Source organism: Stenotrophomonas sp. Sm2128 (assembly GCF_030985535.1).
Classification (GTDB): Bacteria; Pseudomonadota; Gammaproteobacteria; order Xanthomonadales; family Xanthomonadaceae; genus Stenotrophomonas; species Stenotrophomonas maltophilia.
Window position 1 is genome coordinate 20494 of record NZ_JAPTFQ010000035.1, and the last position, 26750, is coordinate 47243.

Annotated in this window: 15 protein-coding genes, 2 tRNA genes and 1 other RNA gene; 6 read left to right on the forward strand and 12 right to left on the reverse strand. The window is 67.1% G+C overall.

Features of this window, described 5'->3' with window-relative positions; translation table 11 throughout:
* Positions 1 to 30 precede the first annotated feature (30 nt).
* Together O0K41_RS11750 and sugE are read right to left on the reverse strand one after the other, a co-directional pair.
* Entirely contained in the window at positions 31 to 10935 is a 10905-nt protein-coding gene (locus tag O0K41_RS11750; protein ID WP_197592042.1) for an autotransporter-associated beta strand repeat-containing protein, read from the reverse strand.
* Between the two features lie 358 nt (positions 10936 to 11293).
* Complete coding sequence (sugE, locus tag O0K41_RS11755; RefSeq protein ID WP_005408286.1) at positions 11294 to 11611, reverse strand: quaternary ammonium compound efflux SMR transporter SugE; 318 nt, start codon at positions 11609 to 11611, stop codon at positions 11294 to 11296.
* 300 nt (positions 11612 to 11911) lie between these two features.
* On the opposite strand from sugE, the gene ffs reads away from it, so the two are divergent.
* Positions 11912 to 12008: signal recognition particle sRNA small type (gene ffs, locus O0K41_RS11760), an RNA gene on the forward strand.
* Positions 12009 to 12086: 78 nt separating this feature from the next.
* On the opposite strand, the gene O0K41_RS11765 is transcribed toward ffs, so the two are convergent.
* The 3 genes from O0K41_RS11765 to O0K41_RS11775 are packed head-to-tail and all read right to left on the reverse strand — an operon-like array spanning position 12087 to position 13989.
* The gene (locus O0K41_RS11765) at positions 12087 to 12476 is read right to left on the reverse strand and encodes a nuclear transport factor 2 family protein (RefSeq protein WP_164221368.1); all 390 of its coding nucleotides are present in this window, start codon (positions 12474 to 12476) and stop codon (positions 12087 to 12089) included.
* Entirely contained in the window at positions 12473 to 13240 is a 768-nt protein-coding gene (locus O0K41_RS11770; protein ID WP_108270510.1) for an MBL fold metallo-hydrolase, read from the reverse strand. The genes O0K41_RS11765 and O0K41_RS11770 overlap by 4 nt, the downstream gene beginning before the upstream one ends.
* Complete coding sequence (locus O0K41_RS11775) at positions 13240 to 13989, reverse strand: 3-deoxy-D-manno-octulosonic acid kinase (protein ID WP_012479275.1); 750 nt, start codon at positions 13987 to 13989, stop codon at positions 13240 to 13242. Before O0K41_RS11775 ends, O0K41_RS11770 begins: the two co-directional genes overlap by 1 nt.
* A gap of 20 nt (positions 13990 to 14009) precedes the next feature.
* Between O0K41_RS11775 and O0K41_RS11780 the strand changes: the two genes are divergently transcribed.
* The gene (locus O0K41_RS11780) at positions 14010 to 15056 is read left to right on the forward strand and encodes a glycosyltransferase family 9 protein (RefSeq protein WP_012479274.1); all 1047 of its coding nucleotides are present in this window, start codon (positions 14010 to 14012) and stop codon (positions 15054 to 15056) included.
* 78 nt (positions 15057 to 15134) lie between these two features.
* Here the strand turns inward: O0K41_RS11780 and O0K41_RS11785 are convergent, their stop codons facing one another.
* Entirely contained in the window at positions 15135 to 15539 is a 405-nt protein-coding gene (locus O0K41_RS11785; RefSeq protein ID WP_005408281.1) for a DUF6165 family protein, read from the reverse strand.
* A 294-nt stretch (positions 15540 to 15833) separates the two neighbouring features.
* On the opposite strand from O0K41_RS11785, the gene O0K41_RS11790 reads away from it, so the two are divergent.
* Positions 15834 to 18848 (forward strand): autotransporter domain-containing protein, encoded by a 3015-nt coding sequence (locus O0K41_RS11790; protein ID WP_108270509.1) that lies wholly within the window; start codon positions 15834 to 15836, stop codon positions 18846 to 18848.
* A 597-nt stretch (positions 18849 to 19445) separates the two neighbouring features.
* Here the strand turns inward: O0K41_RS11790 and O0K41_RS11795 are convergent.
* Positions 19446 to 19536, reverse strand: a tRNA-Ser gene (locus O0K41_RS11795).
* Positions 19537 to 19701: 165 nt separating this feature from the next.
* Here O0K41_RS11795 and O0K41_RS11800 point away from each other — a divergent pair.
* Positions 19702 to 20406, forward strand: a complete 705-nt coding sequence (locus O0K41_RS11800) for a PP2C family serine/threonine-protein phosphatase (RefSeq protein ID WP_005408277.1) — start codon at positions 19702 to 19704, stop codon at positions 20404 to 20406.
* Between the two features lie 112 nt (positions 20407 to 20518).
* Here O0K41_RS11800 and dnaQ read toward each other — a convergent pair whose 3' ends face one another.
* The 3 genes from dnaQ to O0K41_RS11815 are packed head-to-tail and all read right to left on the reverse strand — an operon-like array spanning position 20519 to position 22371.
* Complete coding sequence (gene dnaQ / locus O0K41_RS11805; protein ID WP_005408276.1) at positions 20519 to 21250, reverse strand: DNA polymerase III subunit epsilon; 732 nt, start codon at positions 21248 to 21250, stop codon at positions 20519 to 20521.
* Positions 21251 to 21254: 4 nt separating this feature from the next.
* Positions 21255 to 21707, reverse strand: a complete 453-nt coding sequence (gene rnhA / locus O0K41_RS11810) for a ribonuclease HI (protein WP_005408275.1) — start codon at positions 21705 to 21707, stop codon at positions 21255 to 21257.
* A 13-nt stretch (positions 21708 to 21720) separates the two neighbouring features.
* Complete coding sequence (locus tag O0K41_RS11815) at positions 21721 to 22371, reverse strand: hypothetical protein (protein WP_049397081.1); 651 nt, start codon at positions 22369 to 22371, stop codon at positions 21721 to 21723.
* Positions 22372 to 22382: 11 nt separating this feature from the next.
* On the opposite strand from O0K41_RS11815, the gene gloB reads away from it, so the two are divergent.
* Together gloB and O0K41_RS11825 are read left to right on the forward strand one after the other, a co-directional pair.
* Positions 22383 to 23147: a hydroxyacylglutathione hydrolase gene (gloB, locus tag O0K41_RS11820; protein WP_005412427.1), complete on the forward strand. Its 765-nt coding sequence runs from the start codon at positions 22383 to 22385 to the stop codon at positions 23145 to 23147.
* On the forward strand, positions 23144 to 24343 hold the full coding sequence (locus tag O0K41_RS11825; RefSeq protein WP_043033713.1) for a lytic transglycosylase domain-containing protein: 1200 nt from the start codon (positions 23144 to 23146) through the stop codon (positions 24341 to 24343). Before gloB ends, O0K41_RS11825 begins: the two co-directional genes overlap by 4 nt.
* 228 nt (positions 24344 to 24571) lie before the next feature.
* Here O0K41_RS11825 and O0K41_RS11830 read toward each other — a convergent pair whose 3' ends face one another.
* Together O0K41_RS11830 and O0K41_RS11835 are read right to left on the reverse strand one after the other, a co-directional pair.
* Positions 24572 to 26527 (reverse strand): peptidyl-prolyl cis-trans isomerase, encoded by a 1956-nt coding sequence (locus O0K41_RS11830; protein ID WP_149500752.1) that lies wholly within the window; start codon positions 26525 to 26527, stop codon positions 24572 to 24574.
* 146 nt (positions 26528 to 26673) lie between these two features.
* Positions 26674 to 26750: transfer RNA gene (locus O0K41_RS11835), tRNA-Asp, on the reverse strand.

A 26750-nucleotide genomic window follows, 5' to 3' on the forward strand; every position in this document is an offset into this window, starting at 1 on the left:
AGGCGTGGATCCAACCTCGCCCCACTCTCCTCAGAAGCCCACGCGCAGGTTGATCTGCCCGCCCACGTCGCGGCGGCCATCGCCGTGCTGGCCCTGCACGAACATCGACAGCTGGCTGTTGCGGCCGAGGCCCACCGCCACGCCCACCTGACTGACCAGCGCATTGCGTGCCATCACCGCGCTGTAGACGTCGAAGGCATTGCCGCCCACCGCGAAGCGGTTGCGGCTGGCCACATCGGTATCACCCGATGCATGCTGCCAGCCCAGGCCAACCGTCAGCTGCGCCGGGAAGCGCTCGCCGCTGCCCACATCCCAACGGCCGCGCACGCCCACGGTGCTGACATTGAGCGTGTCCTTGCCGCCTTCCAGCACCAGCGCAGCCGTGCCGCCCTGCTCCACCGCACGATCGCTGTCGACCCAGTGCCTGGTGAACTGCACATACGGCTGCAGTTGGGTCCTGCCATGGGTCCAGGTCCAGCTGCCCTCCACCTGCGCGATGGTCACATCCGAGTCCTGGCGGCTGTACAGGGTCTGGCCCAGCAGCGGCACCTCACGCGTGGTACGCGTGCGGTAGTCACCGCGCGATACGCTGCCACCGACCGCAAAGCCGTTGTTCCACTGGCCCTGCGCATACAGGCCGAACGTGTTGCCGCGCAGGCGGGCCCGCGAGCTGCGATCGTACAGGCGCGTATCCAGCCGCTCGTTGCCTGCGGCCGCACCCAGCACCACGTGTTCGCCCAGCTGCCAGTCCACGCCCGCCATCAGTGCATTGCGGTTGGAGCGGATGTCATCGCCGTTGCCGTCACCGTCCTGGCGGAACACCTTGCCGCTGCCGGCCAGCCAGGCCGAGGCACGCTCGCCACGCACGGTCGGCAGTTCGCTGCCGAGACGCTGGCGGATGCCCTCTTCCAGGTAGTTGTCGTACAGCAGCACCGCACGGCTGGCCGCATGTACCTCGCCGGACAACTGGTCGAACGCCGCACGCGCGGTACCCGCGTCATACATCAGCAGCGTGTTGTACAGGCCCAGTGCCGGACCACTCTGCGGCAGGCTGTCCAGCGCTGCAGCGGTGTTGTACTGGTTGCGCGTCTTCGCCGCCGTGGTGAATGCCGCGGTCTGCGCTACGTCGATCTGCAGGTTGGCCGTGTTGGCGGTATAGACCGGGGTGATGGTCAGGAAGGCCGACGGCGAGGTCGCCGAAGCGAACTGCCCGCTGACGCCACCACCCGCGTTGATCACGGTGTACTGCTGGCCCTGCTGGTAGCTGGTGTTCGGCGAGATGGTATTCACCTTGACGATGCTGCCACCCACGTTGGCGCTGCCGCCCACCTGTACCGTATCGCTGCCGGTGGCGCCCAGGTCGACGCCCAGCGTGCTGCCCGGCGACAACGTCAGGTTGCCGCCCACCGTGACCGTGCCGGTGCCATTGCCCGCACCACTGCCGTTGCCCGGGCCATTGCCCGGCGACAGCACGCCACCGCTGGACACCGTCACGCCGCCACCCGTGCCACCGATGGTCCCGGTACCGGACAGCGTGGTACCGCTGCCGATGGTCCACTGGCCACCGATGTTGCCGGTGACATTCAGGCCACCGCCAGTGACCTGGCCGGTGCCGCTGAAGCCGCCGCTGTTGCCGCCCAGGTTCAGGCCGCCCGGGCCTGCCTGCACGATGCTGCCACCACCGCTGATGGTGCCGCCCAGCGTGGTGGTGCCGCCGGTGTTGATGACCAGGCCACCGTTGTTGGTGATATTGCCGGTGATCGAGCCGCTGGCGCCGCCATTGCCGACCTGCACGGTGCCGCCGGCATTGATGGTGGTGCCGCCGGTGTAGGTGTTGTTGCCGGTCAGGGTGACCGTTCCGGTGCCGGCCTGGGTCAGGCCACCATTGCCGCTGATGGTGCCTCCGACGGTGGTGTTGCCGCCCACGTTGAACACCAGGCTGCCGTTGTTGCTGACGTTGCCGGCGATCGCACCGCTGGCGCCGCCATTGCCGACCTGCAACGTGCCGCCGGTATTGATGGTGGTGCCACCGGTATAGGTGTTGTTGCCGCCCAGGATCAACGTGCCGCTGCCGGCCTGGGTCAGGCCACCGCTGCCGCTGATGGCGCCACCGACCGTGGTATTGCCGGCCACGTTGAACACCAGGTTGCCGTTGTTGGTGACGTTGCCACCGATCGCGCCGGTCGCACCGCCGTTGCCGACCTGCAGCGTGCCGCCTGCATTGATCGTGGTCGGCCCGGTGTAGGTGTTGTTGCCGGTCACGGTCAGAGTGCCGCTGCCGGCCTGGGTCAGGCCGCCGCTGCCACTGATGGTGCCACCCAGCGTGGTGTTGCCGGCCACGTTGGACAGCAGCGTGCCGTTGTTGGTGACATCGCCAATGATCGAGCCGGTCGCGCCGCCATTGCCCAGCTGCAGCGTGCCGCCGGCGTTGATGGTGGTACCCCCGGTGTAGGTGTTGGTGCCGGTCAGCACCAGCGACCCACTGCCCGCCTGGGTCAGGCCACCCGTACCGCTGATGGTGCCGCCCAGCTGCGTGTTGCCGGCCACGTTGGAGATCAACGCGCCATTGTTGGTGATGTCTCCAGCGATGGCGCCGGTTGCCCCGCCGTTGCCGACCTGCAGCGTACCGCCGGTATTGATCGTGGTGCCACCGGTATAGGTGTTGTTGCCGACCAGGGTCAGCACGCCGCTGCCGGCCTGGGTCAGGCCACCGCTGCCGCTGATCGCGCCACCGACCGTGGTGTTGCCGCCCACGTTGAATACCAGGCTGCCGTTGTTGGCAACGTTGCCGGTGATCGCACCGGTCGCACCGCCATTGCCCACCTGCAGGGTGCCACCGGCATTGACGGTGGTGCCGCCGGTATAGGTGTTGTTGCCGGTCAGCACCAGCGTGCCGCTGCCGGCCTGGGTCAGGCCGCCACTGCCGCTGATGGTGCCACCGAGCGTGGTGTTGCCGGCCACGTTGGACACCAGCGCGCCGTTGTTGGTGATGTCGCCGACGATCGCACCGGTCGCACCACCGTTGCCGATCTGCAGCGCGCCGCCGGCATTGATGGTGGTCCCTCCGGTGTAGGTGTTGTTGCCGGTCAGCACCAGCGTGCCGCTGCCGGCCTGGGTCAGACCGCCATTGCCACTGACCACCGCACCCACGGTTGCCGTGGTGCCGAGGTTGTAGACCAGGCTGCCATTGTTGGTGATGTCGCCCAGCACCGAACCGGTGCTGCCACCGTTGCCGATCTGCAGGGTGCTGCCACCGTTGATGGTGGTACCGCCGGTATAGGTGTTGTCGCCGCTCAGGGTCAGCGTACCGGTACCTCCCTGCACCAGGCCGCCGGTGCCACTGAGGACGCCAGCGAACACGGTGCTGGCGTTGTTGCCGCCGGTAGTCAGCGTTGCGCCTCCCAGCGCCACCGTGCTGCCGGCCACACCGGCCAGGCCGCCGATGCTCTGGTTGCCACCGGCGCTGATATCCAGTGTGCCAGCACCGGCCAGGTTGACCGTGCTGGCACCGGACAGGCTGCCGCCGGCTGCTACCGCCAGCGTGCCGCTGTTGATGGTGGTGGTGCCGGCATAGCTGCTGGCACCGCCCAGGGTGACCGTCGCCGCGCCATCCTTCAGCAGGCCACCGGCACCGCTGATCGGTCCGTTCAAGGTCAGCGCGTTGCTGCCGACCAGAGTCAGCGTGCCGCTGGCCAGCTGCACGGTGTTGGCCAGAGTCAGCGCACTGGTGCCATCCAGGCTGGCGTTGCCGCCTACGGTCAGCGCGCCGATGCCCAGCGAACCGCCGTTGCCCAGCAGCAGGCCACCGGCATTGAGGGTCACGCCGCCCGTGAAGACGTTGACGCCAGTCAAGCCCTGGATGCCTGCGCCGTTCTTTACCAGGCCACCGGCCCCTCCGATGGTGCCGGCGAAGGTGGTATTGCCCACGCCATTGAGGGTCAGCGTGCTGCCGCCCAGCGCCACGGTCGAACCTGCCACGCCTGCCAGCGAACCGATCGCCTGCGCACCACCCGCGCTGATGTCAAAGGCGGTACCGGCATTGGCCAGGTTCACCGCACCAGTCGCCGCGAGGCTGCCACCGGCGCCGATCGCCAGCGTACCGGCGTTGATGGTGGTTCCACCGGTGAAGGTGTTGGTGCCGGTCAACGTCTGGGTACCCGAACCTTCCTTGATCAGGCCACCGGAGCCGGCCACCGAACCACTGAACGTGCCATTGGTGGCGTCTCCGATCGTCAGCGTGTTGGCGCCCAGATTCACCGTACCGTTGCCGATCAGGGTACCGAACTGCTGCGTGCCGCTGCCCGCCGACAGATCGAAGGTCGCACCCGAGGCCAGGTTGACGATGCCTGAGGAGGCCAGGCTGGCGCCAGCACCCAGTGCCAGCGTGCCGGCGTTGATGAAAGTACCGCCGGTATAGGTGTTGGCACCATTCAAGGTCAGCGTCGCGGCACCCTCCTTGGTCAGTGAGCCGGTACCACTGAGGATGCCGTTGAGGGTGAGGTTGTTGCTGCCGAGGACGGTCAACGCGTTGTTGAGGGTGAAGTTGTTGGCGAGGGTGACCGCCGTGTTCGAATCGAGCGTCGCAGCGCCTCCGACCGTCACCGCACCGGTGCCCAACGCAGCATTGTTGCCGACCACCAGGCCACCGGCGTTGAGCGCCACGCCGCCGCTGAAGGTACTGCCGCCATTGAGCGTCTGCACGCCCGCGCCGTTCTTGATCAGCCCGCCATTGCCGCTGATCGCACCGTTGAAGGTGCTGTCCACGGTGCCGCCCAGGGTCAGCGTGCTGCCGCCCAGCGCCACCGTGCTGCCGGCCACGCCGGCCAGCGAACCGATGGTCTGGTTGCCCGCGGAGATATCGAGCGTGCCAGCACCGGCCAGATTCACCGCGCCGGTCGCGGCGAGGCTGCCACCGGCACCGATCGCCAGCGTGCCGCTGTTGATGGTGGTACCACCGGTGTAGGTGTTGGCACCGCTCAGGGTTACCGTGGCCGCACCGTCCTTGATCAACCCACCTGTACCCGAGATCACACCGCCCAGCGCCAGCGCCTGGCTGCCGAGCAGGTCGAGGTTGGCACCCGCTGCCAGGCTGATGTTGTTGGCCAGGCTGGCAGCGGTCGATGCATCCAGTGTTGCGTTGCTTCCGACCGTCAACGCACCGCTGCCGAGCGCAGCATTGTTGCCGACCACCAAGCCACCGCCGTTGAGTGCAACGCCACCACTGAACAGATTGGCACCGCCCAGCGTGAGGATGCCGGCGCCATTCTTGACCAGGCCACCGGTGCCGGAAATCGCGCCATCGAAGATGCTGTTGCCAACGCCGCCCAGGGTCAGCGTCTGCGCCCCCAGGCTCACCGTCGAACCCGCCACGCCGTTCAACGCCCCGATGGTCTGGTTGGCGCCGGCAGTCGAGATATCGAAGCCCGTGCCTGCCGCAGTGAGCCTCACCGCACCGGTCGCGGCCAGACTGCCGCCGGGGCCGATCGCCAGGGTACCGGCGTTGATGAACGTGCCGCCGGTGTAGGTGTTGGCACCGGTCAGCGTCTCGATGCCGGCACCGACCTTGGTCAGGCCACCGGTGCCTGCGATCGAGCCACTGAAGGTGCCATCGGTGGCGCCGCCCACTTCGATCGAGTTGGCACCGAGGTTCACCGTACCGTTGCCGACCAGCGTGCCGAACTGCTGCGTGCCACTGCCGGCCGACAGGTCCAGCGTGGCGCCGGTGGCAAGATTGACGGTACCGCTCGCGGCCAGGCTGGCACCGGCCCCCAGCGCCAGCGTGCCGGCGTTGATGTTGGTGCCACCGGTGTAGGTGTTGGCGCCATTCAACGTCAGCGTCGCGCTGCCATTCTTGGTGAGGCTGCCGGTACCGGAAAGGACGCCGTTGAGCGTCAGTGCATTGGTCCCGATTACGGTCAGCCCGGCATTGAGCGCAATGTTGTTGGCCAGCGTTGCCAGGCCGGTGGTATCCAGCGTGGCAGCACCACCGACGGTCAATGCGCCCGTGCCCAGCGCTGCGTCATTGCCGAGCACCAGTCCGCCTGCATTGAGCGTCACGCCGCCACCGAAGGTATTGGCGCCGGACAAGGTCTGTACGCCCGCGCCCACCTTGACCAGGCCACCACCGCCGCTGATCACGCCATCGAACGCGGCGTTGCCGGCGGTACCGAAGGTCAACGAATTGCCGCCCAGCGTCAGCGTGCTGCCGCCCGCGCCGTTGAGCGCGCCGATGGTCTGGTTGCCGCCGGCACCGGAGATATCGAAGCCTGCGCCTGCGCCCAACGTGACATCACCGACTGCGGCGAGACTGCCACCCGTGCCCAACGCCAGCGTGCCGGCGTTGATGGTGGTACCGCCGGTGTAGGTGTTGGCACCGGACAGCGTCAACGTGGTGCCGCCATTCTTGATCAGGCTGCCATTGCCGCCTACCACGCCCGACAGCGTCAGCGCATTGCTGCCGGGCAGCGTGAGTGCGACGCCCGAGCCCAGCGTGACCGCATTGCCGAGCGTCACTGCAGTGCCTGCATCCAGCGTGGTGCTGGCATTGACCGCCAGCGCACCGGTACCGAGCGCACCATTCGCGCCGACCACCAGGCCACCACCGTTCAAGGTCAGGCCGCCACCGAAGGTGTTGGTGTTGTTGAGGGTCAGCAGGCCCGCACCATTCTTGACCAGGCTGCCGTTGCCGCTCAGCACGCCTCCGAATGCAACGTCACTGGTTCCGCCCAGGGTGAGCTGGGTGCCGGCACCGAAGTTCACCGCGTTGGCCAGATTCAATGCCACCGTGCTGTCCAGCGTGGTGGTGCCGCCAATACCCAGCGCACCGGTACCAAGCGCACCTGCATCGCCCAGTACCAACCCGCCCGCGTTGAGCGCAAGGCCACCACTGAACGTGTTTGCACCGGACAGCGTCTGCACGCCCGTGCCGGTCTTGACCAGGCCACCGGTTCCACCGATCACACCGGCAAAGCTGCCATTGCTGGCACCGCCAAAGGTCAGCGACTGCGCGCCCAGCGCCAGCTGGCTGCCCGCCACGCCATTCAACGCGCCGATGGTCTGTGCCGCACCGGCTGCGGAGATGTCCAGTGTCGCGCCCGCAACGGCAAGATTCACCGCACCGGCTGCGGCGAGACTGCCGCCTGCGCCCAGCGCCAGCGTGCCGGCGTTGATGGTGGTGCCTCCGTTGTAGGTATTGGCGCCCGACAACGTCAACCGCGCCGTGCCGTCCTTGATCAGCCCACCGGCACCGAATACCGGACCGGCCAGCGTCAGGTCATTGTTGCCCAGCACGGAAAGGTTGGCACCGGCAGCGAGACCGATGGTGTTGCCCAGCGCCAGCGCCGTTGTGGCCTCCAGCGAAGCGTTGCCGCCCACGTCCAGCTGGCCGGTACCCAGCGCCTGCGCATTGCCCAGCTGCAGCAGGCCCGCGTTGAGGCCGACGCCCCCGCTGAACGTATTGACGCCGTTCAACGCCAGCGTCGCCGTACCGTTCTTGACCAGGCTGCCAGTACCACTGATGAGACCGCCCAGCGACACGTTCTGGCTGCCCAGCAGATCCAGCGCCGCGCCCGCCCCAAGGTTGAGGTCGTTGGCGAGGTTCAGCGCTACTGAACTGTCCAGCGTGGCATTGGCGCCCACCGACAGTGCACCGGTGCCCAGTGCGCCGGCGTTCCCCAGGAACACGCCGCCGCCGTTGACGGTCAGCCCACCACCGAAGCTGTTGGCGCCGTTGAGGGTCAACGTGGTGGCACCATTCTTGACCAGCCTGCCGGCACCGGACACCACGCCACCCAGCGTGATCGCCTGCGAGCCCGGCAGCGACAGCGCGGCACCCGCGCCCAGGGACACATTGTTGGCCAGGTTCAGCGGGGCGCCGCCATCGAGCGAGACGCTGCCGCCAATGCCCAATACTCCCGTACCGAGTGCGCCACTGTTGCCCAGCAGCAGACTGCCGGCGTTTGCGCTCAGTCCACCGCTGAAGGTGTTGGTACCATTCAAGGTCAGTGTCGACGCGCCATTCTTGACCAGGCTGCCGGTGCCGGTGACGTTGCCGGCCAGGGCCAGGTTCTGGCTGCCCGGCAGGGTCAACGCCGCGCCGAGGTTGATCGCATTGCCCAGGTTCAGTGCAGCAGTGGCGTCCAGCGAACCGTTGCCACTGACGGTCAGCGCACCGCTTCCCAGCGCACCGGCGTTGCCCAGCACCAGGCCACCGGCGGCAAGATTCACCCCACCGCTGAAGGTGCTGGCGCTGGTCAGCGTCTGCACGCCGGTGCCCTGCTTGATCAGGCCACCGGTGCCGCCGATCACGCCGGCGAAGGTCTGGTTGGTGGCATCACCGAAGGTCAGCGTGCTGCTGCCCAGCGACAGGGTGCTGCCAGCCACGCCGGACAACGCACCGATGGTCTGGTTGCCACCCAGCGAGATATCCAGTGCGCTGCCAGCGCCGGCCAGGCTGACCGCGCCGGTCGCCGCCAGGCTGCCACCACTGGCCAATGACACCGTTCCGGCATTCACCGCCAGCCCACCGGTGAACGTGTTCGCGCCGCCCAGCGTCAGCGTGGAGGCGCCGTTCTTGACCAGGCTGCCGCTCCCGCCGATGACACCGCCCAGCGTCAGCGCATTCGAGCCCAGCACATCGAGCGAACCACCGGCGCCAAGCGTGATGCCATTGCCCACGGTGAGGCCGGCGCTGGCGTCGAGCGATACCGCACCGCCGACGTTCAGCGCCCCGGTTCCCAGTGCACCGCCGTTGCCCAGCACCAGGCTGCCGGCATTGAGCGCCAGACCGCCGCCGAACGTATTGGCGCCGTTGAGCGTCAGGGTTGCCGCGCCATTCTTGATCAGGCCACCAGCGCCACCGATCACGCCGTTGAATGTGAGCGCCTGGTTGCCCAGCAGATTCAGGCTGGCCCCGGCACCGAGGTTGACGGCATTGGTCAACGCCAACCCGGTCGTGCCATCCAGCGTGGCATTGCCGCCGACGGACAGCGTGCCGCTGCCCAACGCGGCCGCATTGCCCAGCAACAAGCCGCCGGCGTTGAGCGCAACACCGCCGCTGAGGTTGTTGACGCCGGACAGGGTCTGCACGCCGGTACCGAGCTTGATCAGGCCACCGGTGCCTGCGGCGAACGTGCCGCTGTAGCTGGTATTGCCCAGCCCACCCAGGGTCAGCGTGTGGCTGCCGAGATTGACCGAACCGCCGAGACCGGCCAGCGAGCCGATGGTCTGGTTGGTCGCCGCTGAAAGATCGAGGCTGGTACCAACGCCCAGCGTGATCGCACCGGTGGGCGACAGGCTGCCACCCGCGCCCAGCGCCAATGCGCCGCCGGCCAGATTGAAGGCGCCGGTCAGCGAATTGGCGCCATTCAAGGTCAGCGTGCCCGCGCCGTTCTTGGTCACGTTGCCGGCACCAGAAATCGAGCCACTCAATGTCAGCGCATTGCTGCCCAGCAGGTTCAGCGAGCCCCCGCCATTGACCACCAGATTGTTGCCCAGGTTGAAGCCCGCCGTCGTATCCAGCGAAGCGCTGCCACCGACGGTCAGGTTGCCGATGCCCAGTGCACCGGCATTCCCCAGTACCAGGCCGCCGGCATTGAGGTTGACGCCGCCGGAGAACAGGTTTGCGCCGCCGAGCGTGACGATGCCGGTGTTGTTGACCGTCAGCCCGCCAGTACCGGACAGCACGCCACCCAGGCTGAACGCATTGGTCCCGCCGAGGGAAAGGTTGCCGCCAAGGTTGAAGGCGTTGGTCAGGTTCAGACCGGCCGTGGAGGCGGCAATGGCACCGCCGTTGGCGGTGAACAGCCCTGTACCGAAGGAACCCGCATTATTGAAATTGACCAGGCCATCGTTGAGCGTGGTCGTGCCCGCACCCGCCCACGCACCCTGCAGGTTCCAGGTACCGCTGTTGACGGTGAGCCTCTGGAAGTTGATGTACTGGTTCCAGCCCAGCGTGGTTACCGCTCCGCCGGTACCGCTGCCCGGGACGGTGGCGCTGTTCTGCAGCACCAGGCTGTTGTTGGACGCCGAGCCACCGTCGACGATGCCGGCCGCGGCCAGATTCACCGCAAGCGCGCCGACCTGCCCGGCCACGCCGATACCGGCGGTATTGACGCTGGAACCAGACACGGCGGTGAAGGTGTTGCCGGCGACCGAACTGCCCAGGTTCACACTGCCGTTGATGGTTCCCGCGTTGAGGAAGGTATTGCCGGCCCCCGCCGTGGCCGAACCCTGGAACCCTATGCGGCCGGTAATGGTGCCGGTGTTGTTGAGAGTGGTCTGCGCACCACCGTAGCTTACGATCGATGCCGCATCGGCCGTGGTCAACAGGCCTGCACCAAAGATCGACATGTCCACATTACCGGCATTGACGATGTTGCTGACACCGCCGGAAGCGTTCTGCACCACCAGCGCCTGTCCGCCGAAACCGAGGATGGAGCCGATGTTGACCAGGCCTTTGATCGCCCCGCCTGCCTGATTGTTGACGCTGATGGTGTTTCCACCGACGGTATTGTTGCCCAGCACCATGCCCGACGCTGCCAGGCTCAGGCCACCGTTGATGGTGGGATCGACCGTGCCCTGGTTGTTCACGGTGATGCCGTTACCACTCAAATTCACTGCACTTCCGCCAACGATCGGCGGCACGCTGAGCTCGGCGCCGGTCTGGATATTCAGCGTCACGCCGTTGATGCTGTTGGTCAGCGAATTGGTATTGGAGCCGGTGGCGCAGGTCACCGTCGTACCTGCGGTAGTGCAGGCCGCAAACGCCGATCCACTGGCCAGCGTGGCCGCCAGTGCCACCGCCAGCTGATGCGCCCGCAATCGCGGCACCCGCCCTGCGCTGACCGCGCTTCCGCCGGGATTCCGGGCGACCTCCGAAGCAACCTGCATTACCCCAAGGGCACGATTGAAAACCAGACGGTAAATGCGGTTCATCGGTAAATCTCCATGAAAAGACCGGATGGCACAGCTGGCAGGTTTTTTGGAGACAATGCGGCCCACCCCGGCTCCCGATACGGAAACAAGGTTTGAAGGCATTAACTCCTGAAAATCTTCACATCTTCACGCAGTCGCACCCGGTGACAGGTACGACAGCGTGTCCCTCAAGGCGAAAACTCCCCGGTTTCGCCCGACGAATGGCGGCACTGTGCGACCGTCGGTGCCAGCGGCATGTGAATCACGCTCGTTATTTTCATGACGTACGTCAAATAAAACGGGCGGACAAAATGGTCTTGCCGAAAATGCATATACCTGCTGGAAGCGGAGATTCCTTTCCCCGCCATAAGTAAATCATTCAGCTGCTCGAGAGTTTCATCAGCACCAGGCCGGAAACGATCAGCACCGCTGCACCGATCCGCATCGGGCTGACCTGCTCGCCGAGGAACACGATGCCAACCACGAACGCACCGACCGCGCCGATGCCGGTCCAGATCGTATAGGCGGTGCCCAGCGGCAGGCTGCGCATGGCCACCGCCAGCAACCAGAAGCTGGCGATCATGCCGACGATCGTGACCACGGTGGGGGTGAGCTTGGTGAAGCCTTCGGACTGCTTCATGGACACGGCCCAGACGATTTCCAGCAGGCCGGCGAACAACAGATAGATCCAGGCCATGACGGCCCTCCTCTTGGTAGGGCCAGGCCGTCCTGGTCTTTGATTCCCGATGTGGGGGAGGCCGTTCCTCCTGGCCGGCATTCTAGCAACGGCGGGTGGCCCGGGCCGCCATGGGCGGGAACGGGTTACAGCGGATTCAGCGCGTGAAGCTGGCGTCGATGCACCTGCCTGCGCTAGACTACGCGTCTGCCATCGGCCAGCCGATGCGCAGTCCGGCTGTGGTCTCTGGCGCATCGCGCGCTGCTTCCCCTGGTCCGTGAACTGGCTGCCCTCCGGGCGGCCGACGTCTCTATGGTGGCCCCGTCGGCCCCTCGCGACGCTAGGTCGAAAACCCCGCCAGGGCCGGAAGGCAGCAACGGTATCGATCGACGCGGGCGCCGAGGTCAGCCGGCGGGGCCATCGCCTTTTCCGGCGACGCCCCGCCCCTGGCAGGTGCCACCCCTGGTTGGCGCCCTTCGCCGGACATGGCCCGGTCCTACCGTGCCTCGGGCGTGCCCTGGTGGAACAGCATGCGCCATCCATCCCCGTGCCGGCGCCACAGCGAGCTGCGCAGCACCCAGCCTTGCGGCTGGCCGTCGAGGTAATGGCGGCTGTGATAACGCACCTGGGCCAGACCGTCGGCCAGCAACCACACCGCGTACTGTTCCGATTCGATCAGCACCTGCGCGCGCTCCAACGGGATCTCCTGCAAGGCTGCATCACGGCCGTAGCATTGCCCGGAACTGCCGATCTCGCTGAAATCCTCGTCCAGCAATGCGTCAAGGCGCTCAGGATCGGCCCGCACCGCAGGCGCATGCAGCGCGCGCTCCAGCACCTCCAGTCCGGCGGCCAGCGCCGCGTCGGCGGGCAGGCCGGCACCGCTCACGGCGGATCCTGCGCCAGCACGTGCGGTGCAGTCGGGGTGGCCAGCGGCACGCACTGCCCCGGCTGCGCCACGCGGTGGCCGCGCGCGGCCAGCGCCACACCATCAGCCACGCTGGCGTAGTGGTAGAGCATCATCCGCGCCTGCAGTTCCGCGCTGTACTCGCGCTCCAGGTCGTCCACACCGGTATGCGACGGATTGCCGTGCAGGCCGCAGTCGTGGGCGATCAGTTCGTTGTCATTGGCGAAGCGGGCCAGCATCTCCGGAATCGGCCGGGTATCACCACTCCAGGTCAGCGCGCCCTGCAGGCGCAGGCCGTACGCCGTCTCCGGCCAGTGGTGGCGTACCGGGAATACTTCCAGGCGCACGCCCTCGTGCCAGAACGCCTCGCCCACCACGATCAACTGGAACGCATCCCAGAAGTTGGCACCGCCCTCGGCCAGCACGTTCGGGTAGTCACCGATGCGCTTGTGCAGCAGCGGCACCACGGTGGCAGGCACATACAGGCGCACCTTGCCGCGGCGCTGCGTACTGAAGAAGGAATCGACGAACAGCCGCTCGAAACCGGCCACGTGATCCAGGTGCACATGGGTGACGAACAGTGCCTGCGGCATGTGCCCGTAGTGCGCCTTGAACGCGGTCAGGCCTTCGCCGCCGCAGTCGATCGTCAGCCACGGCCGCCCGTCCCGCTCGATCACCGACATCGGCGACCCCAGCTCGACCGCCGACGCGTTGCCGACGCCGAGGAAACGCAACGACCAGCCCATCAGGTGCCCCGGTTCCAGGCCATGTCATAGGCGCGCCTCAGCCGCGCGTAGTCCTTCTGCACGTCTTCCACGCTGCGCTCGCCGCGCAGCTTGATCAGCGAGCGCAGCAGGCGCTTGAGGTTGCGTTCGCGCCAGGCGGTGGCCGGAATGCGGATCACTCCACGGTCGAAGTCGATCAGCCAGCCATGGCCGTTGCCATCGAACAGGATGTTGTGCGCGTTGAGGTCGGCATGGTCCAGGCCGGCACGGTGGAAGCGGGCGATCAGCCGCCCGGTCTCTTCCCAGGGCGCGCCCCGTCCGGCGACCAGCGCACGGTCGGCCAGCGAGCGCACGCCCTCGATCCGCTCCATCAGGATTGCCGCCCGGTAGCGCAGGCCTTCGCGCATGTAGTACGCGGCGATCGGCCGGGGCACCGGCAGCTTCTTCTCGCGCAGGGCGCGCATCAGGCGGAATTCGGCAAAGCTCCGGGTCCGGTCCGAGCCACGCCAGAGGTACTGGTCATGGCTGATCTTCGCTGCCAGGCCGCCGCGCAGGTAGTGGCGCAGCACGCTGGCGCCGAACGGCGCATCGATGAACCAGGCGCTGCCGCGGCCGCCCTCGCCGACCGGCCGGGCCTTGCTGCCCCAGTGCTGGGGGGAGAACAGGCCAACCTCGGCTTGCCGCAGCCGCTCGCGGTCGAACAGAATGGCCCCGATGCCGCGACCCTCGCGGCATGGCGTCAGCGCTTCATTGGCGTCGAATGCGACCATTTCATTGAGTCTAACAACACATGGCATCAGCGTCCTCCTCCTTGTGCCTCCTGCGCCTGTCCGCACTCGGCGATGTCACCCACGTGGTGCCCCTGGTGCGCACCCTGCAGGCTGCGCGTCCGGACACGCCGATCCACTGGATCATCGACAAGGTCGGCCACAAACTGCTCGATGGCCTGCCCGGCGTCACTTTCCACGCCTACGACAAGAAGAGCGGCATGGCAGGTGTCAAGGAGCTGCGCAAACAGCTGCCACCGGGGCGTTTTGAAGCGCTGCTGCAGATGCAGGTGGCGTTCCGCGCCAACCTGCTGTCGGCGTTCATTCCCGCCGAGCGACGCATCGGCTACGACCGCAGCCGTTCCAAGGACCTGCACGGGCTCTTCATCAACGAGCGCATTCCCGACCGCCCCGGCGTCCATGTGCTGGATGCCATCGGCAGCTTCTGCGAGCCGCTGGGCCTGCGCCAGACCGAGGTCAGCTGGGACCTGGCCGTGCCCCAGTCCGCATATGACTGGGCCGCTGCGCAATGGCAGGACGATGGGCGCCCGGTGCTGATGATCTCGCCCTGTTCCAGCCACGTGCGCCGCAACTGGTATGCAGACCGCTATGCAGCCGTGGCCAACCACGCCGCGCAGCGTGGTTGGCAGGTGGTGCTGTGCGGTGGCCGCAGCGAACTGGAGCGCAGCATGGCCGATGCCATCCAGGCACAACTGCTCACGCCGGCGCTGGACCTGGTCGGGAAGGACACCTTGAAGCAGCTGCCTGCCCTGCTTGCCCGCGCCAACCTGGTGATGACTCCGGACTCGGGCCCGATGCACATCGCCAACGCGATGGGCGCCAAGGTGCTGGGCCTGCATGCGGCCAGCAACCCGAACCGCAGCGGACCGTACTCGGACCGCCGCTACTGCGTGGACCGCTACGACGACGCCGCACGCAAGTACCTGGCCAAGCAGGCTGCCGATCTGAAATGGGGCACCAAGATCGAGTTCGACGATGTGATGGAACTGATCACTGTCGAAGACGGCATCGCGGCTTTCGAGCGTTACGTGGCCGATCATCTGGGGTGATGGGCCGGCCGGGCGTTGGCCTGCGCCCTGCGGTTTCATCCACGCGTGGCGTGGACCTCCCCCTTTTGGCCGCCGGGATTACGCGCGCTGCGCGTAATCCTGGTAGGACTTCTCTTCCACGTACGCCGAGCCCAGCGCCAGGTTGATCGCCTTCTTGATGCGCGCACGCTCGTCGTTGCGCAGGTAGACGCTGCGCGCCAGGTCGACGAAGCCCTGGTCGAACGCCTGCGCCTTTTCCTTCAGGCGGATGTCGTCCTCGATGTCCCACAGCTGCTCGTTGACCGCCTTCAGCTCGGCACGCAGCTTGGCGATGTCCTTCACCGCCGCCGGGTGCGCCATCCAGGTCTGCTCCAGCGCCGACAGCTCCCTGCGCACGTTGGCCAGCTTGCCCTCGTCGCTGATGCGCTCGGACTTGATCTGCAGGATCGAGATCTTGTCCAGCAGCTCGCCGAAGGACACGGGGACAAGGATTTCAGCGCTCATGGGGGAAGGCTCCAGCGGGTGATGCATACATGGTAACCCGCGCGGCGCAAACGCTGCGCCCCGGCGCCTGCATGGTCAGCCGAGCGCGATGACTGGGGGAGAACCCCCCGCAGCTGCGTTAGCGGTCTGGAGAGGCGGCCTGTCGCCCTCCTCGCCCGGCCAGTCCAACGGCCGAGCGCGCGCGACCCGCCGCCCTGCCCACGCTGCAACGTGTTGAAACCACGCCGCATCAGCGTGTTCATGCAGCGAAAAAGGGGCGGCAACCGCACTTCACTCCTTTCCGTGGAACTCCGCATGCATCGATATCCCGCCCTCCCCACCCGTCGCGCCACCGTCCTCGGCAGTGCCCTTGTTGCAGCGCTTCTCGGCATCGCTGCCTCGCCGCAGGCCCATGCCAGTGCCTTCCACGTGAATGGAGACACGCTCTACTACACCGGCAACGTGCTGGCGACCGATCCGCAGACGCTGGAGGCCTACATCCTCGCCGCGCAGGCCCGGGGTACGCCGCTGCGCCAGGTGGTGTTCCGCAACTCGCCGGGCGGGGCCGCCTCCGGTGGCGTGGGCATGGGCGCCATCATCCGCCAGCACGGGCTGGATACCGTGCTGGACGGCGGCTGCTACTCGGCCTGCGCCGACGCCTTCGTTGCCGGCGTGAAGCGCAAGGTCACGCAGTTCGGCCTGCTGCCGGCGCACGGCAACTACACGGAGACGGTGCTGGGCATCCATGGCGAATCCGGCCCGAACGGCCCTACCCCGTACCCGGGGCAGGACAAGTACATCAAGTACTACCGGGACATGTTCGGCCCGACCGACTTCGCGGTCATCGAAGCGCGCATCGTCCAGGCGCACTATGAACTGACCCAGCAGTCGGGCTTCCTGCGCTACTTCGACCCGAACGTGGCGGCCGTGGCCACGCGCTTCTGCCCGACCCGCGACCAGAGCGCGGCAGGCAACTGCACCGCGTATCCCGGTGTGACCTTCTACAGTGATCGCGTCGTCACCGAAGCCGGTTACGTCCAGACCGGCGACGTGCTTTCCATCGACAAGGACGTGAGCGGAGACCTCAATCCGAACCTGGCCGTGCGCGGGCGCTACACCAATGCGCTGGCCAACCTGCGCTACTTCCAGCAATCGACCCCGGACATCCGGCTGGACGACGCCTTCGGTGTGATCCGCATCGGCAAGGGCGGTGTCTGGTCACTGGATACCGCCTCCGCCGCCCAGTATGTGGTGGCCGATGGCGGCACCCTGCGCCTGCAGCAGAATGGCTGGATCCACCACGCCGAAGCCATCGGCGCCCGCAATGGCGGGCGCATCGAGCTGCAGCAGGGCGCACTGCGCAGCCTGACCGTGGTCGAACGCGGCGGCGTGCTGACCGGAAACGGTTCATTGAATGCCACGATCGACATCAACGAGGGCGGAACGCTCGCGCCCTCCGGCATCGTCATGCGCCCCTACTCGCTGGAAGCACTCGCGCCGGGTGGCGACGACGTGTTCACCAGCGAACGCTTCCGGATCGGCAAGGGGCGCTACATCAACCTCAATGACGGTGCGAACCTGGCCTTCCAGGTCGACAGCCAGCGCACCGCACCGGCACTGACGCTGGAAGAAGCCCGCTACTTCCTGGTCGAAGAGGACCGGCGGTCCGGTGACTACAACCTGTACGGCAACATCAACCGCGCCGTGCTGAGCATTGCCCCCAGCGCCAGGCTGACGCTGGACATCAAGCAGGCGTTCTTCCCGGCAGGCCAGCAGAACCATCTGGTCGGAACCCAGGTGGATTCCAGCGCCCTGCAGCTGCCCGTCGCCCCCTGCGGCCCGTCGAACGGTGAGTACGCCGGCTTGTGGTGCCGCACCGCGACGCCCGATACCCTGACCCGCGCAGCACCGGTGTCGGACTTCATCGAAGGGCGCTTCCAGTACGTCGAGCGCAGTGGCGAGGCCGGCAGCGCGGTGGACCTCACCGCTCCCGGCGCCGTATTCCGCCCTCGCCACAATTCACTGCTCAGCTTCACCGTCAACCAGACCGGCAGTGGCCTGTGGCTGACCGCCAATCCCTCCTTCGACGACACACGCTTGTTCGGCAATGCCCCGTCCGGGGACGGTCTGGGCATCGCACTGCAACAGGCCGCTGCGCAGCGCACCTCCTCGATGAGCGGACTGCTGGGTGCCCTGCAGTTCGCTGACCGCGATGACATCGCGCGCCAGGCGGGAGCATTGCGCGGCGACGCGCATGCCAGCCTGCGCCTGGCCGATACCGCACTGGTCGGCAGCATCGGCAACGTCGTGCAGCAGCACCAGGCAGCATCGCGCAGCGGTGGCGATGCGGACGGCCTGGCAGCACAGGCCGCGCAGACCGCCTCGGCGCAATCGGCAACGACCGGCAGTCGCCTGTTCAACCAGCTGGCGATGCACCTGGTCGCACCGGCAGATGCGGGCAGTGAGGCGGGCGACGCCGGACACAACCGCAGCTTCTGGGCGCGCGGGTTCGGCAGTCATGGCCGCATCGAGGGTGGTGCGGGCGTCGCCGGCCTGAACCACACCATCGGCGGTATCGCGCTTGGTGCCGATACCCGTCTGGCAGACGACCGCGTGACACTGGGCGTGAGCCTTGCCGCGGCCGACATGTCGACCCGGTCCAGTGAAGGTGCAGGATTCAGCGGCGATGTCCGCGCGCTGGATATCGGCGGCTACGTGGACGCGCTCTATTCGCGTGGCTACCTCTCCGCCGCCGTCCGCTACACCGATCTTCGCCACGACACCCGTCGCAGCATCGAGGGAATCGAGGGCCTGCAGGCACCGCTGCGCGCGAAGTACAGCAACGACGCGATTTCCGCGCGCGTGGAGCATGCGTTCTCGTTCACCACCGGCAACGGCCTGGTGATACAGCCGCTGCTGCCGGTGATCGACTACATGCGCACCTCGGCCACGCACTTCAACGAAGGCCAGGACGCAGCCGCACTCATCGGCCGCAGTGGCAGCCTGGAAAGCATCCGCGTAGGCGCCGGCCTGCAGTTGTTCAAGACCTTCGACGGCAACAACGGCGAGCGCATCACCCCGCGGGCCCGCGTGGTCTGGCAGAAGGAGCTGGGCGATACCCAGGCCCGCTACAGCAACGGCTTCGCCGCCGCCCCGGACCTGCTGTTCAGTGCCAGCAGCCAGCCCGTCGGTGAGCAGGTCCTGGCCTGGAACCTGGGCGTGACCAGCCGTGCCAGCAAGCGCGTGTCGGTGATGGTTGATTACGTGGGCGAGCGGCGCGACGGCCAGACCCAGAACGGCATACAGCTGGGGCTGGGCTACACGTTCTGAGCACACGCCATTCGCACAGGGCATCGGTTCCCACCCTGTGCGAATGGCCTTGCCTTCCACGCCGTGCGTGGATGCACCCAGCGGGCAACGAGCGGCGCAACGTCTCGGGCGACGCGCGAAACGCGCGTCGCGTTCCCGCGCCTGATGAAAGAAGAAAGGCTGCCTTTCGGCAGCCCTCTCCAGTCAAGGGGATGATCACCGAACTCATCCAAGCAATGACTTGCATCCGCCACACAGGGAATCGCCGGGTGGAACAAGCCCCTCTGTTGAGGGGCTGCCCCGACAGGGGCGGGGAGAGGCAGGCAAAGGGAGGGGCCCACGCGTTGCGACGCAACGTGTGGGGCGGCGCGCGAAACGCGCGTCGCGTCCCGCGCCAGATAAAAGAAAAGGGCTGCCTTTCGGCAGCCCTCTTCTATTCCCGCAGAGACAAGGAAGTCATCAATGCCGCATCCACGCCCGGAACCATCTGGAGAAGCAAGCCCCTCTGTTGAGGGGCTGCCCCGACAGGGGCGGGGAGAGGCAGGTAAAGGGAGGGGCCCACGCGTTGCCGCGCAACGTGTGGGGCGGCCCGCCTTTCGGCAGCCCTTTTCTTTTATCTGGCGGAGAGGGGGGGATTCGAACCCCCGAGGCGCTATAAACGCCTGCCTGATTTCGAGTCAGGTACATTCAACCACTCTGCCACCTCTCCGGGTGGTCCCCGGCGGACCGGGGACGCGCATCATACGAGGAAGTGAGGCCGACGACAAGTCATTCCGGCCAACGAACTGAAAATTTCCTGGGCGCATGCCTTGCCGGATGCCTGCGGCCACCCGATGATGCCTGTCTCCCCCGGCAATACCCCGCCCTGCCTACCATGATCGAATTCGGACACCTCACCCACCCCGGCATGCGCCGCGAGCTCAACGAGGACACCTACTACGGTGACAGCGAGCTGGCCCTGTGGCTGGTGGCCGACGGCATGGGCGGGCATGCCTGCGGCGAAGTGGCCAGTGCACTGGCACGCGAAACCATCGTGCGCGAGATTCGCCGCGGCGCACCGCTGGCACAGGCCATCCGCACTGCCGACGAAGAGATCATCCGCGCCTCGCGCCGGCGCAACGACACGTTGCCGATGGGCACCACCGTGGTCGCCGCGCGCGTGCAGGGCAACCGCTATGAAGTGGCCTGGGTCGGCGACAGCCGCGCCTACCTGTGGCGCGACGGCCAGCTGGCGCAGCTCAGCCAGGACCACAGCGTGGTGCAGGAACTGGTCGCGCAGGGCAACCTGACCGCCGAACAGGCGCGCGCGCATCCGCATCGCAACGTGGTCACCCAGGCACTGGGCGTGACCGATCCAGCCCACCTGAACGTGGCCACCACCAGTGGTGAGCTGCGTCCGGGCATGCAGCTGCTGCTGTGCAGTGACGGTCTCACCGAGGAAGTGGATGACCGCGGCATCGCCCGCACCCTGGCATTCGAAGATGCCAGCGCGCAGGAATGCGTGGATACGCTGGTCGCCGCCGCACTCGACGGCGGTGGCCGTGACAACATCAGCGTGATCCTGGTGCGCTGCCATTAACCGGTAGAGCCTCGCCATGCGTGGAGGCGGTAGTGCCGGCCGCTGGCCGGCTCACGCGGGGGAACCTGGTATCAGGACGATGCCGGCCAGCGGCCGGCACTACCTCGATGTATTACGCGCTGGCGGGCTCTTCCACCTTCGGGCCATCCCACAGTGCGTGGCCGGCCTTCTTGCGCAGCCGTTCCAGCCGCGCAGCGTGCGCTTCCAGCTCCGACGGCGTAGCCACCACGCGCGGACGCGGCAGCAGCTTGCTGGTATCGAAAGCCTGCAACGCCGCGCCGGCACCGCCGCCATCGTCATCGCCCAGGCCGAAGCCGATCTCTTCCTGGCCCGAGGTCAGTGCGATATAGACATCGCCCAGGATCTGCGCATCGAGCAGGCCGCCGTGCAGCGCACGGTGCGAGTTGTCCACGCCCAGCCGCTTGCACAGCGCATCCAGCGAGTTGCGCTGGCCCGGGAAGCGCTCACGCGCCATCGCCAGGGTATCAATGACCGTGCAGCGGTCGGCGATCTTTCCGTACTGCGGCCCCAGCAGCGACAACTCGTTGTCGAGGAAGCCAAGGTCGAACGCCGCGTTGTGGATGATCAGCTCGGCGCCATCGATGAACGCCAGGAACTCATCGGCGATCTGCGCGAATTCAGGCTTGTCATCGAGGAACTCCAGGGTCAGGCCGGTGACTTCCTGCGCGCCCTGTTCGAACTCGCAGTCCGGCTTGATGTACTGGTGGTAGTTGTTGCCGGTCGGGCGGCGCTTGAACAGCTCCACGCAGCCGATTTCGACGATGCGGTTGCCCTTCTTCCACTCCAGGCCGGTGGTTTCGGTATCGAGGATGATCTGACGCATGGGCTCAGTTTACCGGGCTGGCGTCGCGGATCTGGATCGCCGCGTTGCGGGCCAGGGTATCCACCCGCTCATTGTCCGGGTCGCCGGAGTGGCCCTTCACCCAACGCCAGTCGATCTGGTGCCGCAGCGTGGCCGCGTGCAGGCGCTCCCACAGCTCGCGGTTCTTCACCGGATCACCGCCAGCGGTCTTCCAGTTCTTGCGGATCCAGCCGGGCATCCACTGGGTCAGGCCCTGCCGCACGTACTGCGAGTCGGTGTAGAGCACGATGTTGCACGGCTCGGTCAGCGTCTCCAGCCCGGAAATGGCCGCCATCAGCTCCATCCGGTTGTTGGTGGTGTGCGCTTCACCGCCACTGAGCTCGCGCTCGTGGCCCTTGTAGCGCAGCAACGCAGCCCAGCCGCCGGGGCCGGGATTGCCGAGGCAGGATCCGTCGGTGTGGATTTCGATGGTTTTCAATACAGCTCCAGAATCAGGTAGCAACGGTGCCGTGCCAGCGCACCGGCAGCGGTTTCGGCCCGGGCAGGGCCAGCGTGCGTTTCTCCGCATGGAACAGGCAGGCCGCGCGCAATGGCGCCCAGCCCCCCGGGCGACGGCTGCCGGCACCGCGCCAGAGCGGGCCGAGGTAGCGCATATCGTCGCACTCCAGGCCATGGCGGCCGAGCAGCAGGCGGATCCGCTGCGGCGTGCGCACCACCAGCCCATGCTGCCGCCAGTGCGTGCGGTAGGGGCTGAACGGATTGAGGCTGCTCAGCCACAAATGGCCGCCCGGCATCAGTACGCGCTCGCACTCGTCGAGCAGCAGGTCGGCATCGCCGGTGGTGACATGCTGCAGCACGATCGCATTGACGCTCTCGTTGGCCAGGGGCAAGGGCAGCCCGCAGCGGGTATCGCCGTCATAGCCCGGTCCCGACCCCTGCCGGTACAGGCGCAGGCCACGCCCACCCAGCTGCGCATCCTCCAGCCAGGCCGCACTCGGCGCGATCCACAGCCAGGGCTGCGCGGGCAGCGCCGACAGCTGCGGAAGCAGCAACTGCCGTTCCAGAACGCGCAGCGCCGCCGCCGGCTCACTGTCGAACCACGGGGTCTGGCTCGCTTGACGGGTGCTCTGCAGCGCGGGCATGGTCCAATTCTATGCGACTGACTGCCCTGCCCGCATTTGCGGATAACTACATCTGGACGCTGATCGCCGACGATGGCACTGCCGTGGTCGTCGACCCCGGCGATGCCGCGCCAGTGCTCGCACTGGCCGATCAGGGCCTGCGCGTGGACACGATCCTGCTCACCCACCACCACGACGACCACATCGGTGGCGTGCCCGCACTGCAGGCTCGTTTTCCCGGTGTACGGGTCATCGCGCCGGTCGAAGAGCGCATCCCCACGGCCACCGAACGCGTCGGCGAAGGTGAACGCGTTCAGGCACTGGGCCGGACGTTCCACGTACTATCCGTGCCCGGGCATACCCGCAGCCACATCGCGTTTCACACTGCTGAACATCTTTTCAGCGGAGATTCGTTGTTCAGCCTGGGCTGTGGACGTCTGTTCGAAGGTACGCCGTCCCAGCTGCTGGCATCGATGCGCAAGCTGGGTACCTTGCCCGCGCAACTGCTGCTTTGTTGCGCCCACGAGTACACCGTGTCAAATGCCGTCTTCGCGCGGCATGTCGACCCCGCCAACGCTGCCCTGTGGCAGCGCCAAGAGGAGGCTTTGGCCATGCGCCGCGATGACCGTTCCACCCTGCCGGTAACCCTGGCCAACGAATTCGACTGCAATCCCTTCCTGCGTGTGCACGCGGCGCCGATCCGTGCGTCGGTCTCGGCACACCTGGGCCGTGACGTCGTTGACGACGTCGACGTGATGGCCGGTCTCCGGCACTGGAAAGACGGCTTCCGCGCATGATGCGCCGAAGTCTGCCGCTGGCCCTGGGCCTTGCCCTGGGGCTGGCCGGAACCGCGGGCGCACAGTCGCTGGGCGCCGGCATCAGCCAGAACCTGACCGCTGCCGCGGCCCTGCCGCTGGATCCGTCCGCGCTGCCAGCAGCCTCGGTGCGTAACGGCCAGGAGATCTTCACCAGCTTCCGCGACGGCCTGGCCGAACCCAGCTGCGACGCCGAGGCCACCAGCCCGCGCTGGCAGAAGCAGTTCGCCCACGCCCCATCGCGCCTGGCCAACCAGGATGACGATGCGCTGGTGCTGTTCGGCTACGTGGTCGAAGAGCTGCGCAAGGCCGACCTGCCCACCGAGTTCGCGCTGATTCCCTTCGTGGAAAGCGGCTACCGGCCCAATGCCCGCAATGGCAGCGGCCCGACCGGCCTGTGGCAGTTCATCGCCACCACCGCGCGCAACCATCGCGTGCCGATGACCAACGGCTATGACGGCCGCCTGTCGGCGGTCGATTCGACCCAGGCCGCAGTGCGCTACCTGAAGACCCTGCACGGCATGTTCGGCGGCGACTGGCGCCTGGCCACGATGGCCTACAACGCCGGCGAGTACCGCGTGCTGCAGTCCATGCGCAAGGCTGGCATGAACGCGCAGAACGCCAAGCCTTCGGCGCTGCCCGGCCTGTCGCCGGTCACCCATGCCTACGTCGAGAAGCTGCATGCCCTGGCCTGCGTGCTGGAAGACGTGGAAGACCAGCCTGGCGTGATGGCCTCGCTGGACCGCACCGTGCCGGTGCTGAAGGACCACACCCTGCCTGCGGGCACCAGCGTGCAGCAGTGGGCCGCACAGCGCGCCCTGGACCCTGCCAGGATCGCCCGCCTCAACCCGGCCCTGGCCTCCGGTGGCCGCCCCTCGGGTACCACCCGCGTGCTGGCGCCGGTCTCGGCCGCAAATGCGACGGTAGCGGAGGCAGCGACCGCGCTGGTCGCCACCACCGCACCGGTGGCGGCCGCTGTACCGACGCCGCAGGTCACCAGAACCGTCGCCGCGATCGCCGACCGTCCGCGCAGCCGCCGCCACACCGTGCGTGATGGCGAGTCGGCCTGGACCATCGCCCGCCGCTACGGCATGCCGGTGAAGGCCCTGCTGTCGCTGAACGGCCTGAGCGGCAGCAGCGTGCTGAAGCCTGGCGCGGTGCTGCGCGTCGAGGATTGAAGCAGGCGCGATTCCGGCCGCGCCCTGCCCTGCTTCCTGTAGAGCCGAGCCCATGCTCGGCTTTTTCATGCCTGCGCCCAGCGGATGCAGTCGAGCACGGCTCGACTTTACAAAAGGCGGTCGAGCAAGCTCGACCACTACCAGAGGCCAAGCGCGCCACAAACGACGCGAAGACAAAAAAAAGGCCCGGCATTGCCGGGCCTTCTTCGATCCTGCCCGCCGCGAGGCTTACAGGTTCGCTTCGGTGGTCTGGATCACGAACTTCTTGCGCATCGCCTCGACATAGGCCTTGGCCGCAGCCATGCCATCGATCTGGCTCAGCTGGTCCTTCAGCTGCTTCTGCTGCTCGGCGGTCACTTCCTTCACGTCGCCCGGGTTCACCTTGTTCACCGCGAACAGCAACGCATGGCCGTTGACATCGACCTTGCCGTAGCTCGGCTTGCCATCGGCCGGCACCGGCGCGCTGAAGATCGCGCGGTTGATTTCCGGGGTCGGCACCGGCTGGCTGCGCGGCAGGCCGGGCATCGGGCTCAGCTGCAGCTTCTCGCTGGCCGCCAGCGACTGCAGGGTGGCGCCCGCCTTCAGCTTGGCCAGCACGGCATCGGCCGCCTTGTCGCTGGCCTGGCGCTGACGGTCGGCACGGATCGCGGCGATCACCTGCTCGCGCGCCTTGTCCAGCGGCATGGCCTGTTCCGGGGTGTGCGCGGCCACGCGGATGACCACACTGTGGTTGGTCGCGCCGCCCAGCGCGATCGGGTCGCTGGCGGTCCCGTCCTGCACCAGCACGTCGGAGAAGGCGGCACGCAGCACGCCCGGGTCAGCGGCGATGCCACTGGCGGTGGCACGGGTGATCGGGCCCAGCGTCCGCAGCGGCAGGTTCACTTCCTTGGCCGCGGCAGCCAGATCGCTCGGGCTCTTGTTGATGGCGTCGACCAGACGGCCGGCCAGTTCGTTGAAGCCGCGCTCGCCGTCGGCCTTCAGCTGCTCGGCAGCCAGCGTGTCACGCACTTCCTCGAAGGACTTGCCCTGGCCGCCACGGACCGCAGCAACCTTGATGATGTGATAGCCGAACTCGGTCTTGACCGGACCAATCACGTCACCGGCCTTGGCAGCGAACAACGCATCTTCAAACGGCTTGACCATCGCGCCGCGTTCGACCCAACCCAGGTCACCACCCTGGCCCTTCGAACCCGGGTCTTCCGAGTTGGCCTTGGCCAGTGCAGCGAAGTCGGCGCCGGCGGCCTTGGCTTCGGCGGCAATCTTGTTCGCCTTGGCTTCGGCACCGTCGCCGGTGATCAGGATATGCGAGGCCTGGCGCTGCTCCGGCGTGGTGAACTTCGCCTTCTCGTCTTCATAGCGCTTGCGCAGGGTGGCTTCGTCGGCGGCGGTCGGTGCCGGCAGGTTCGCACCATTGATCTCGACGTACTCGAGCGAAACGCTCTCGGCCTGGCGGAAGTCCTTGCCATGGCTGTCGTACCACTGCTTGATCTGCGCGTCGGTCACCGGCGCGGTATCGGCCGGCACTTCCGGCAGCGCGGCCAGTTCGACATCGCGGGTCTCGCCCAGCAGCTTCAGCAGGCGCTCGGTCTCGGACTGGGTAACGAAGCCCGAGTTCTGCAGGCCCGACGGGATCACCGACTGCTGCAGGCTCTCACGCACCAGTTCCTGGAACTGGGTCGGCGTGCGCGGCGGATTGCCACCGGCAAGCGCCAGGCGGTAGTTGTTCTCGTTGAACTTGCCGTTCGAATCGAGGAAGGCCGGGATGGTGGCGATGTACTCGCGCACCGCGCCATCGCCGATCACGACACCGGCCTGCTCGCCGACCAGGCGCACGACCTGTTCGTCGATCAGCTGATCGAGCACGGCCAGCTTGTTTTCGGTGCTTTCAAACGCGCGCGGGTCGAAATTCTCGCCCTGCTGCTGGCGCTCACGCATGCGCTCCTGCTCGAAGCGGGTGCGGAAATCCTGCGCGCTGATCTCATGATGCTGCCACAGCATGCGCACCGGCCACCACGACGGTGCCGAACGCCACCAGGTCGGCGGCGCGGAAACCTTGGCCACGTTCTGTGCGCCAACGCCACCGAGGTAGCTGTTGTCGATCACGAACAGGAACGGAATCATCAGCAGCCCCAGGATCACGGTGACGATCCAGCCTGAGGTCTTGTCGCGGAGTTTCTGCAGCATGGTGAGGAATCACAAGGCCTGATTGGCGAGCCCGGCAGTGTAACCCGCTTCGTCGCAGGGACCAAAAGCAGCACCGGCGCGGCCTGCGCACCGCTTCCGACGGCACAAAGAAAAAGCCCCCGGCTTGCGCCGAGGGCTTTTAGAGTTGGCGGAGCGGACGGGACTCGAACCCGCGACCTCCGGCGTGACAGGCCAGCATTCTAACCAGCTGAACTACCGCTCC